The sequence below is a fragment of the Vibrio sp. HI00D65 genome (assembly GCF_001635455.1).
In the GTDB taxonomy this organism is placed as follows: domain Bacteria; phylum Pseudomonadota; class Gammaproteobacteria; order Enterobacterales; family Vibrionaceae; genus Vibrio.
The window spans coordinates 73,079-84,853 of the sequence record NZ_LWEH01000151.1 but is presented as its reverse complement, the minus strand read 5'-3'; the positions used below and the strand labels follow the sequence as shown (position 1 = coordinate 84,853).

The following is an 11,775-nucleotide window of genomic DNA, read 5'->3' as shown; positions in this document are numbered from 1 at the left end:
GGTGGTTTTCACCGGACTAGTCAAGAGGGAAAGACTATGAATATGCTTACATTCGATAAAACAGAAATTCAAAAACAATCAAAGCCATTTATCGCTGAAGCTGTCTTTGCCGTGGAGACAATCAGTGCAAACCGGCAAAGTGAGAAGCAAGTTAAAGCAAAGCAATTGCTTGACCGTCTATTTCCTCTTGAGCATGGCTCTCACCAAGATGTAACGAGCTATGTAGTTGATTATCGTCATATCATGGCTTACTTCAAGGACGGGCAGCACAGCGGCTTAAAACACCCTAAGCACTTTGTAGCCTACATGGGTGAGAAGAACGATCCTGATTCAATCTTGTTCCGTGATGGTAGCGGAAGCCACTTAGAAGTGATGTTTGGTTGTCACAAAGGCACTGGTTGCATTGAACTGGTAGAGATAGATGATATCCAACTGGAATCGTGCACGACATTCGGTCAAGCACCAACTGAAGCAACGAATACGACTTTACAACAAGAAACTATTGCTGCGATGCGCCACTGGATCAGCCTAGTTAAAGGCGATGAAAAGGGTAAGCCAAAGGCGTGCAGTGAAGATAAAGAATTTAGAGCGAAAAGTGGTGAGGATTACTGCCTTAACTATTGCTTCCAAATTTAAAGCCTAGTTCTCAGAGCCAAGAGCACAGTAAACAAAAAGCCCAAAAGGTAACGCCTTTGGGGCTTTCTAGTTTTTATTAGTATTCAACAGGTGTATTTGGCTCCAATAGCCTAGCAAATGATTGCCTTTAAAGAGGCATAACGCGATTACGGCCAAGCGTCTTTGCTTCGTAAAGTAACTTATCTGCGCGTTCAATCAATGAATGTGGTGACTCTCCAGGTTCGAGTTCAGCCACACCGAAAGAAGCGGTAATATTTCCGACCTGTTCACCACTGCGACGGTCTTTAATCGACAGCTTCTCTAACAAACGACGGTTGGTGTCAGCCAGTTGGCGTGCGATGCGTACTGATTTATTCGGCACAATCAGTGCAAATTCCTCACCGCCAAAGCGATAAGCAGAAATGCCTTCACGGCAACTTAGCTTGAGTTTACGAGCGATGCCTTTTAGAACCATGTCTCCAAAAAGGTGACCATAGGTGTCGTTGAAGTTCTTAAAATGGTCGATGTCGAGGATAATCAAACAAAGAGACTGGTTCGCTTCGCAGAGGGTTGCTAAGTCTCGGTCAAAAGAGCGACGATTGTATAGGGTGGTGGTGCTGTCAAACAGTGCATCTTTCTGTACTTCAACAAGCTGGCTTTTGAGCTTAGAGATTTCAGAGGTCGCTGAGTTGAGCTGAGAATTCAAGAATTGAGTTGAGTGACGGATGTTTCGAGACTCAGAAACAAGCTGACGTACTAGAGACATCACCTCGTCGATAGAGAGGCTTTCATTTTCGACGCGAGACAGATCTTCAAAGCTTTTATCAATCATATCTGAGAAAGCAGAAGTATCCGTTAGCGTATCATTCATAGAGTTTGATACTTCAGATACCAATAGCTCTAAGTTAGCGCGCAGATCATTGATATTGGTTTCTGATTTGCTGGCAACGTAATTGTTGTAAAGCTGTTCACCAACAGCCGGAGGGCAGACGCCATAATGCTCCAGCACGCCATCCATCTCTTTAGTCAGTTGCGGAATCGCATTATCGACGTAGGTGTACCAAAGGGCGTAATTTGCAGGTGTGGTCGACACCCTGTTCTTCATCATAAGAGGCACCGCTTTTTTTAGGTTAGCGGTGGATTTCTGAAATTCGTCTTTGTTCATTGTTTTTACTGCAGATATCAAACCAACTAAAGCCACTTGTGGACAAGGTTAGCGGATTTCAAGGAGCTTTGCTTTAAAAATTATATAATTAATGGATGAGGGTTGGATAATTCACTCATTTTTATTATGAATATCGATTGTGTACTTACAACGGCGATCTAATGGATTGTTCTTTAAGCATATTTTGGGTTATTCACATTGCAACAGCGATGTAGATGGCAGTACTGAAGTTAGGCAAGGATTCGAAGACACGACGCTTTAAGTGAGTGAGTTGAAATGAGCTTGTTTGCTAGGCAGCATGTGAGTTTAGCGTGGGATAGAGGAAGTGCTCAGTAGCAGGAGGGTGTAGAAATTTTTCGATAGATATAAAAAAGCGCCGAATAAAAATCAGCGCTTTAAAATTCTTTTTAGCTAAATGCTAATTATTGAGCAACAACGTTTGCTGCTTGTAGGCCTTTTTGACCGTTTTCAACTTCGAAAGAAACCTTTTGGCCTTCTTTCAGAGTTTTGAAACCTTCAGAAACGATAGCACGGAAGTGTACGAATACGTCAGCACCGCCGTTGTCTTGAGAAATGAAGCCGAAACCTTTCTCTTCGTTGAACCATTTTACAGTGCCAGTATTTGTGTTAGACATAATTTGTCCCTTATTCATAAATTTTCTAAATTGTTGATTGCATTCAATGCAATGCGCTGATAATTGAATTATTTAATATTGCTAAGAAATAAGGAAAAACTACTTACAAAAACGGGTAACGATTTTACATGTCAATTTTTTACTATTCATCTAACTTAAATAACTCCGGCTAACAGAGCGAGTGCATGTTAACACAGTCTTTCGAGATGTACACACATTGATTGCGAAATCAGTGTTTTTTTTTGTCATACCGTGCGAATCCACAAAAAACACACTGAATTAGTGAGAGTTTTATCGCTTCACATAACACAACAAAAGGAAGTATCTCAGCTTCCTTTTATTCGGTAATAATTATAGACGATATTAGCGTTTAAAGCTTACATCTTCCGTTTTATCTAGATTAATTTTGGTCTTTGCTGGTTGTGTCTCTGCGATCACTTTACCGTGACGTACTGAGTACTGCACAGGCACTTGACGACGCACTGCATCAAAACCGTTTTCAGCAGGAAGAATCAATAGGCTACCAGGCTTACCTTCTTCGATACCGTAGTTGTCTTGAATATTCAGTGTGCGAGCAGAGTTTTTGCTAATCAAATCAAGCGAGTTGTTGATTTGGTCGTAGCCCATCACTTGAGTCACATGCAGACCCATATGCAGTACTTGAAGCATGTTTGCTGTGCCTAGTGGGTACCATGGGTCAAAGACATCATCGTGGCCAAAACAAACGTTGATGTTGGCAGCGAGCATCTCTTTAACGCGAGTTACGCCGCGACGTTTAGGGTAATCATCGAAACGACCTTGTAAGTGAATGTTCACTAACGGGTTTGCAACGAAGTTGATACCAGACATTTTCAATAGGCGGAATAGGCGAGATGCGTAAGCACCATTGTAAGAGCCCATTGCTGTTGTATGGCTTGCCGTTACCTTTTCACCCATTTCGAACTTGTGAGCTAGGGCTGCAAGTGTCTCAACAAAACGAGATTGCTCGTCATCGATTTCATCACAGTGAACGTCGATCAAGCAGTCGTATTTACGTGCAAGTTCAAATACATAATGTAAAGATTCGACACCGTATTCCCGAGTGAACTCAAAGTGCGGAATAGCACCGATGACATCAGCACCGATCTTCACCGCTTCTTCTAGAAGTTCTTTGCCGTTCGGGTAAGAAAGAATGCCCTCTTGAGGGAATGCAACGATCTGGATGTCGACCCATTCTTCCATCTCTTCACGCACTTCAACCATCGCTTTTAGCGCGACTAACGTTGGGTCAGACACGTCTACGTGAGTACGAACGTATTGTACACCGTTGGCAATTTGCCATTTCAAAGTTTGCTTCGCACGTGACTTAACATCTTCAATTGAAAGCAGTTCTTTACGCTCAGCCCAACGCTCAATACCTTCAAACAAGGTACCAGAGATATTCCAGTTAGGCTCACCAGCTGTTTGAGTTGTGTCTAGGTGAATGTGCGGTTCACAGAAAGGAGAAACCGCAATGCCGCCTTGTGCATCAAGAGTTTCGCCCTGATGGTTGATTTGAGCGTCATTATCGAGAATGCGAGAAAATTGACCATTTTCAATCAGAATCTGTTTCAAGCCTTCTTGGCCTTGAAGTTTTGCGTTCTTGATTAATAAGGTTGTCATAGTGTGTCCTTAAGCGGCCTGAGATTTCAGAGCTTTTTTATTCAATAGAGGGTTTAGCACTAGGTAACTGATAGCACCGCCTAATACTGCGTTCAATGGAACAACGCCAGGAAGGAAGTGACCTGCTGCTACGCCTGTTGCAACCGCGATAATGCCAGCCCAGTTAACGGTTTGGAACTCCGCATTTGCAAAATCTTTGTAACGCTTATGGTTCGCGAAGAAGTCAGCGATGATTACGCCACCAATTGGTGGGATCGCTAGCGAAAGGAACGTTAGCCAGCCAACAAAGTTGTTGTATAACCAAAGCGCGAAAATGGTACCGATAATGCCGTTGATGATAGACATTGTAGTACTTGAACTTCCGGTGATGTTTGAGAAGCCTAGACCTGATGCGTAAAGTGCGTTTTCGTTAGTCGTCCAGATGTTTAAACCTAGTACGATAATCGCCGGAAGTAGAAGACCTTGTGCGATCATGACATCCGAAATGTCGGCTTGGCCTGTAGCGGCTGCACCGGCTGCACCGAAGATGAACATCAGTGAGTTACCGATGAAAAATGCGACCATAGTAATGAGTACCGCACTTGCTGGTTTCTTACCGAAGCGCACGAAGTCAGCCGTTAATGTACCTGCACTAACAAATGAACCCACAACCATCGCTAGAGCAACAGAAAAGTCCATTGGTGTTTCTGGCTTGATAAGCTGTAGCTGTTCTAAACCACCTACGCTGTCTACCGCTGTCAGCACAGAGTAACCGCCTAGAATCGCGATAGCAGGGACTGCAACAGCTGAGAGTACCATTAGCGCTTTGATGCCGAAGTACACTGTTCCTGTCATCAACAAGCCCGATACGATGATTAGTGTGTTGGTATCGATGCCTGTCGCTTTTTGTACCGGAATTGCAAACATAGCCACACCTACGCCAAACCAACCGACTTGTGTGCCGCCAAGTAGGGCTGAAGGAAGCCATGAGCCTTTGGTACCGAAAGAGAAACGAGCTAGGAGGTGAGTTGAGAGGCCAGTAGATGAGCCAATGTAGCCAAGAAAAGAAGTGTAAATACCGAGAATTAGGTTACCGATGAGAACGGCGAGGAAGAAATCGTTGAATGAAAGGCCTGTCCCCAGTGAACCACCTGTCCACATACTTGCAGAGAAGAAAGTGAGCCCAAGCATTACCATGGTGAGTGAAGCAACTCCTTTCCTAGCCGATGTTGGAACCGGCCCTAGACTGTAGTTATTATCAGCAGCCATTTTTTAACCTCCGCAAATGATCAAAATTAAAATTAACGGTCGCCATATTGCAGGCAAACGTGCGCATTATGGTGATATAAATCACATAGTCAATGTTAAATTTGTCAGTAGTCAGTCGTTAACACCAGTTTTGGCTAAAATTTTTATATAAAACATAAGGTTTTTTTTGTGAATTATTTCATAGAAATTGACAGAAAACGTTTTCTATCAATTGTTGGTGACTAACAAGGTATAGGTTGAGTACGAATGTTGAATGTTATTGGTATGAATGGTTGTCTGTATACAGGAAATGCAAGCTTGGTAAACGATAGGTAAAAAAATAGCCAATCACAATAACCGCGATTGGCTTATATATTTTGTGAACAAGTATTGATTCACTAACAACGTCAGTTGGCTAGGTGACCCTCGGCTTAAGAAGGGTCGCTGCACACATTGCAGTTAGTGTGCCAACTCTAACAACCCTGATTATCGGCTGTTCGATAGCAATTTGGTGCGTATTTAAGCGCTTCGAAATTACCAATTTGCATAATGCAAATGCATTTTGCGAATTGGTGTCGGTTTGACGACAAATAGTGGGGAGTTCACGCTGTTGGCTCTTCTCACCGGTTTAAACTTATCGGTTTGTATTCAACAAACGAAAAGCCCGAGTAATCAATGATCACTCGGGCTTGGTATTTCTAGTCCATAAGGTGGTTAGATAGAGTAGAAGAAGTACAGTTGAGACTTCATTCTGATGATGATGCCACGAATAACATCGAGGAAGGCCATAAAGCTAATTGGCTTCTCACCACTAACCCAAGCAAGCCCTACTGAGCCGACAGGGATGTCGTAACCTTCTGTTTCATCAATCTTCAAACGAACGAAGTGGTGCTTGTTCTGAAGGTTTCGACCTGTGGTTGCTCGAACCTGTTCATCGATACCTAATAAGCTGGCTTGTGCCTCACCTGTTGCTTCCACAATTCCTTCTACTGTCGCAGAGAAGATTTTCCCTGGGTATACCGCTGTTGCGAACTCCGCAGGCTGACCTACTTTGATGTTGCGAATCGCTTGGTGGTTTACTCGCATTAACACGTATTTCTCTTCGGTATACATTTGGATACGAGGTATCATCGAAACACGTTGCCCTTCACGAAGAATAAAGTTGGTAACAAAGCCATCTGATGGCGCCGTTACTTTGGTACTATTCAAGTCCCACTGTGCCTGTGCCAATGTGGCTTTTGCAGAATCGACCTCAGTTTGCTTCTTACTTACATTGGTTTCGGCTTTGTGGATGTTTAACTTGGCGTTCTCTGCATCTACCTCTTTTTTACTCAACTGAGATTCAAGCGTAGTGACGTTGTGTGTTGCTAAGTCGACCTTTGCGGTTTGTTGGTCGATGTCAGATTCTGTAATGGTGTGTTCAACCACACTGTTTTGCTTTTGATAACGATCCAGTGTCTTAGACTGCAAAACTAAGTCGGTTTTTGCTGACTCAATCTGTGCTATCGAGGCTTTGATGTCTTCAAGCGCTGATTGGTAGCTGACTTTTGCAATGCTGACTTCTTGGCGAGCTGTGTCTAACGCGACTTCTGCTGACTCAAGTTGAACCTTCGCCTTATCTCGAGCGATCACATATTTGGTGTCGTCAATTTCATAGACCAACTGACCTTCAGCTACGTCTTGGTTTGGGTGAATATGGACTTTCGTGGTTTTCCCCGTCACATTGGTTGAATCTGGACGTAATTGAATATGGGGAGATTGAACGACGGAACCACCTGAGAGATCCATCGGCGTAAAGTTAATCAGTCCTACCCACACAAACATCAACCAAGAAGTACCACCTAGGTACGCAAAGGCTTTCGTTCCTTTATTCCAAGGCATACCAATCAGCCTTAGTAAATAGATGAAAAGTGCCCAAATAGCTAAGCCTTCTAACATGCTTGGTTCTCCTCATCTTTGTTATCAGTGTTACTGGTTTCTTTCGGTGTTGCGGGAGCTTTCCATGTATCCCTAAGGTTGATAATTGCTTTTTCCATATCAACGAAGGCCAAAATGACGGCGAGTACCCACACCCAGTGCCATAAAAAACCAATCCAAGTGAGCGCAGTGATCAAACCGAGTTGTTGATGCTCTTTACTGTGAGCCTTATTGATTGGTAGTTCATGGACACGCCAGAACCCGTAACATGCAGCTGCAATCGTTGCGACGAGTACAACTCCTGCAACCACATGTAGCGCTGTGTCAGCGCCAGTTCCAACAAATGGGACACTTACTAAACTCATTGATATACCCTAGGTTAAATTGAGCGCTGAGTGTGATTGATATCAGATTTATGGGTTGCAAATTTACTAATTACTTTAATAATAATTCTTATACGATGTGATCTGTGATTTTTCAGCTAGGGTTTTCGACGGATGAATAATTGTAACTTCTTAAGAGCATTAGGAATTTTAGGTATATACCAGTACGCAGCGGCGAATCGCGAGCTAGATATGTACTCTTTGGGCATTCCCAAATCAGTATTTGCTAACGCTATGAACCTGATTCCGGTCAATGAAGTGGATAAATGGTATGGCTTACTCGAGCAGAAGACGAATGATCCAGACATCATCTTAAAGCTTACTGATAGAGTCGATATCGAGAAATTAGGGCCACTTGCTAACTGGTTTTTCTCTGGGCACGACCTAGCTTCGACCATTCGACGCGTGAACATCGGGCTACATTGCTTGCAATCCGGCGCTTTTTTATATGGGGCGCAAATGGGCAACTTGATTAAGTGGTGTTATGACAACCCTGAATACTCTGAGACTGGCAAGGTTCACGATTCCGTACGTGTTGCGATCTTTATGATGAAGATATTAAGGCGTTATCTCGGGCCTGATTTCGTGCCATCTGCGGTTTCCATTGCCGGATATCGAGAAAATACTGAGCTTTATCACGAGTACTTTGGTTGCAATATTCAGTGGGGACAACCAAGAACTGAGGTATGGATACCGAGTAAATCTAGGCTTTCTATGAATCACTCACCGTCAGAAGGGAAAATGAGTTTAGCGATGAATTTCCATGACTTAGATAACTATCTCAATATGCCAGACGCAGGTGATGAACATAAGGTGACCTATGAAATGATCAACTATAGTCGCCACTTTGGCTTACCAACGTTGAATAAGGTGTCGAGTTTACTTGGTTTGTCTGAGCAGCAGTTTCAGCGACGACTGCACAAACTCGGGGTCAACTTTTCCACCATTATGGGTTACACGTTGAGTAATGTTGCCGTTGAGTTGTTGAGTTATTCGTTACCTGTTGAAGAGGTAGCGAGACGCCTCGGTTATACCAATGTGGCAAGCTTTACGCGAATGTTCAAAAAGCACCGTGGCTTGACTCCGAAGCAGTATGTCGAAAGGTTTAGGACAGGTTTATAGGGAGCTTTATCAGGTGTGCTGCTTGCTCGATAAGTACACCATGGCCCAAGTGCTGATAATGAAAGGTGCGGTTAGCGGTAGCAAGTTAAGAGTGTGGAATAGGAGTGTAACGAGGCAACTCAACATACCGCCTAATATCACTAAAAAGCACGAAACTCTTGGATATAGAACCAGTGCGAGTGTCGCTAGTACAGCGTTGTATCCATATAGCCCTTGAGTGATCATTTGGTCTTCTGCGCCAATTACCTCACTAAACAGAGTGCTGATGGCTACTGCCAACACTACCCAAATAGCGTTTCGGATGTTGTTAAGCATGATAGCAACTAAAATAATTAATCCCGTCCACGTATTGTTAATAAAGCTGACTTGGCTGACTCCTTTTAGCATGGTCACGATAAACGGAGGTAGGTGAGCCTCTAAGATTGTCGCTATATTGTTGTGCGTAGCTTGCTCATCGGCAGAAGGAGAAAATACCGTTAGATTCAAGCTCCACTGAGCTAGATAAATCAACCAAGTTGTTATGACGAAAGCGCTGGTATAGCCAAGGTACTTTTTAAAACCAAATACTACGGTTGCGATGGGAACAGTAAACAATGCGCCTAAGAAGGTAGCCATCACTAAGACGGGTGTGATCCCAAATATATTTCCGATAAACAGGGCGACGAGAGCACCATTCAACGCATACATTCCATTATTGATATTGTCGATTGGCTTTCTGGTATAGCAAGCAAATACATAACTGCTCACTGCACCGAATAGTGTAAGGGCTGAGAGGGGAAGGGATTCGACTGAGATGGCAATCAGAAATAAAACAGACATGATGATTGTTGGAGTAAAGTAGACTTGCCCAATACCATTGAGCAAGCCCTGATGTTGTTGAAAGTCCTTATTCGTCTGCATCGCTCGGCTACGCTATTTACTGATGTTAAATTTTTGATAGCCAGATTGTATACAGTTTTAACGCGTTGGCCATTTTGGTCTGTTAATTTTGATACCAGCGTTCACCATAAGCCTGTTGATAATCCGGCTTTTCAATGAGCCCCTCTTGCTCGGGTACAGTTTCTAGCGGGCCAACAACGGTTCGATAAGGAAGTACCCCCGCCCAAACAGGGATATCCATATCTGCTTTGTCGTCGTTCACACCATACTTCCCAATTTTTACTGATGCTTCGGCTAGCGGTATCGCCAATAACTCAGTCGCAGTGAGCTCTTTTTCATTGCTCAGTCTAACCTCGTCGGTTCTCCCTGGGGCTATCTGCTCAATGAAGATATTCAGCAAGCGATCCTTTTCTTGATTGTCGTCGACGACTGAAAATGATCCGAGCACCACAGCAGAAAGATAATGGGCGCTATGATGAAAGGCTGAGCGAGCCAAGACCCAGCCATCAAATAATGTGAATGTTAAACAGGTTGGCTCTCCCTTCTTAAGCCCTTTTAGTAAGCGACTGTTTTTGGCGCCATGGATATAGACCATGTCATCGACTCGCCACGCGAGCATTGGTATCACCATTGGGCCTTGTTCACCTTGCAATGCAATGTGTGCGATTAAGCTTTCATCAATAATCTGATGCAGTTTCTGTTGCTCAAACACGGCTTTGTGAGCCCCTTTTTTAATCGTGGTTCTTTTCGTGTTGGATAACATAATCGCTCCTTAATCATTGCCTTTTGATTAATGTAGCGATTAACTGGTCTATTAAATAGAGTCACTTTTAAACACTATTTGGATCCAGTTATGCAGCCTATCGATGTCGGTGAGCCGAAATACCGTGATCTAAGCGTATGAGCAGTTAGTCACGGAAGGCTATATCGAAAGTCGAAAAGGTTCCGGTTTTTATGTGTCGGTCGAACAGCCTGAACATTTCTTGAACTCCTCTCAACCTAACCTTGTTCAAAAGACGGGTCAGGTAGCTGCGCAAGCTCAGGTAGCACGTAGAAACATAGCGACAACACTTGATATCAATAGTGGTTTCGCCCCCGGAGTACCTGATCTCAACGCTTTTCCTTTTGCGAAATGGCAAAGGCTATTACAACGCCATTCAACGCGTCATAACATAGCAGGCAACCAAGATGTCCAAGGAAGTATGGCCTTGCGAGATGCGCTCAGTGGGTATCTTGCAAGTAGCCGATCTGTTCGTTGTCATGCTGATCGAATTATTATCACCTCGGGGGCGCAGCAAGCGATTTCCATTGGTTTGATGGCAACGCTGATGACGGGGGACGAGCTATTGATGGAAGAACCTGGGTATCGACAAGTCCATAAAATTATTGCTCTGTTAAAGCTCAAATTTGACGGTGTGGCGGTGCGAGAAAAGGTTGGGCTTGATATCGATAAAGTTCTTTCCAGTAAAGCTAAGGCTTTGTATGTCACCCCAAGTAATCAATACCCTATTGGGACTACGCTTAATACCGAGCAGCGTTTAAAACTGATTGATTGGGCGAACAAAAAACAATCTTGGATCATAGAAGATGACTACGACAGTGAGTTTCAGTTCGCGCACCGACCATATACCAGTATGCAAGGGTTGGCGGGCAAGCTTGGTCTGGATGACCGAATCATCTATGTCGGCTCACTAAGTAAGGTGATGTTCAATGGCCTTCGTTTGGGGTATTTAGTGGCCCCTGAGCACTTGGTCACTAAGTGTCTCGACATAAAAGATGCGCTCAGTGGGGACACCGCAAGCCATACGCAAGAAGCATTGGCTGATTTTGTTCGTGAAGGCGATTTATTACGACACATTAGGAAGATGCGTCGTTCGTACAAACTTAAGTACGAAGCGATGATCGATGCTATTGAAAGTGAGTTTAATGGTGACCTTAAGGTGATAAGCCAAGCGGCGGGACTGCATGTAACCGTCAAATGGGATGGTGGTATTTCTGAAAATGAATGGAGCACAAGAGCTGAGCTCGATAGTATTATTATTCGCCCATTTTCTTTTTACGAATATGGTTCTAGTGTTGAGCGTGATTGGAATGGAGCGTTATTGGGTTTCGGGAATGTTCGTTTGGCAGAAATAAAGCCGAAAATCAAAGAGATCGCTCGGCTTTTTTATCAATAAAGGTATCGGTAGTA

At 43.7% G+C, this 11,775-nt stretch carries 10 protein-coding genes and 1 pseudogene; 3 read left to right on the top strand and 8 right to left on the bottom strand.

Going from position 1 to position 11,775, the window contains the following annotated elements:
* Positions 1-36 precede the first annotated feature (36 nt).
* A complete protein-coding gene (locus tag A3712_RS13325) occupies positions 37-636 on the top strand; it encodes a malate synthase (RefSeq protein ID WP_063523849.1) in 600 nt (199 codons plus the stop codon).
* A gap of 127 nt (positions 637-763) precedes the next feature.
* On the opposite strand, the gene A3712_RS13320 is transcribed toward A3712_RS13325, so the two are convergent.
* The 6 genes from A3712_RS13320 to A3712_RS13295 all read right to left on the bottom strand — a co-directional run bounded on the left by A3712_RS13320 (position 764) and on the right by A3712_RS13295 (position 7,565).
* The gene (locus A3712_RS13320; protein ID WP_063523887.1) at positions 764-1,780 is read right to left on the bottom strand and encodes a GGDEF domain-containing protein; all 1,017 of its coding nucleotides are present in this window, start codon (positions 1,778-1,780) and stop codon (positions 764-766) included.
* Between the two features lie 422 nt (positions 1,781-2,202).
* Complete coding sequence (gene cspE, locus A3712_RS13315) at positions 2,203-2,415, bottom strand: transcription antiterminator/RNA stability regulator CspE (RefSeq protein WP_004740083.1); 213 nt, start codon at positions 2,413-2,415, stop codon at positions 2,203-2,205.
* A 363-nt stretch (positions 2,416-2,778) separates the two neighbouring features.
* On the bottom strand, positions 2,779-4,056 hold the full coding sequence (locus A3712_RS13310; protein WP_063523848.1) for a cytosine deaminase: 1,278 nt from the start codon (positions 4,054-4,056) through the stop codon (positions 2,779-2,781).
* 9 nt (positions 4,057-4,065) lie between these two features.
* On the bottom strand, positions 4,066-5,304 hold the full coding sequence (gene codB, locus A3712_RS13305; protein WP_063523847.1) for a cytosine permease: 1,239 nt from the start codon (positions 5,302-5,304) through the stop codon (positions 4,066-4,068).
* Positions 5,305-5,997: 693 nt separating this feature from the next.
* A complete protein-coding gene (locus tag A3712_RS13300; protein ID WP_063523846.1) occupies positions 5,998-7,221 on the bottom strand; it encodes an HlyD family secretion protein in 1,224 nt (407 codons plus the stop codon).
* Positions 7,215-7,565 (bottom strand): hypothetical protein, encoded by a 351-nt coding sequence (locus tag A3712_RS13295; protein ID WP_063523845.1) that lies wholly within the window; start codon positions 7,563-7,565, stop codon positions 7,215-7,217. Before A3712_RS13295 ends, A3712_RS13300 begins: the two co-directional genes overlap by 7 nt.
* Positions 7,566-7,697: 132 nt before the next feature.
* Here A3712_RS13295 and A3712_RS13290 point away from each other — a divergent pair, with 132 nt between their 5' ends.
* Positions 7,698-8,705, top strand: a complete 1,008-nt coding sequence (locus tag A3712_RS13290; RefSeq protein ID WP_063523844.1) for an AraC family transcriptional regulator — start codon at positions 7,698-7,700, stop codon at positions 8,703-8,705.
* A 9-nt stretch (positions 8,706-8,714) separates the two neighbouring features.
* Here A3712_RS13290 and A3712_RS13285 read toward each other — a convergent pair whose 3' ends face one another.
* Entirely contained in the window at positions 8,715-9,605 is an 891-nt protein-coding gene (locus A3712_RS13285; RefSeq protein WP_063523843.1) for an urea transporter, read from the bottom strand.
* 82 nt (positions 9,606-9,687) lie between these two features.
* Positions 9,688-10,347, bottom strand: coding sequence for a pyridoxamine 5'-phosphate oxidase family protein (locus A3712_RS13280; protein ID WP_063523842.1), 660 nt, complete (start codon positions 10,345-10,347; stop codon positions 9,688-9,690).
* Between the two features lie 94 nt (positions 10,348-10,441).
* Here A3712_RS13280 and pdxR point away from each other — a divergent pair.
* A pseudogene (gene pdxR / locus A3712_RS13275) lies at positions 10,442-11,761 on the top strand (MocR-like pyridoxine biosynthesis transcription factor PdxR); the annotation flags it as partial.
* Positions 11,762-11,775: the final 14 nt, after the last annotated feature.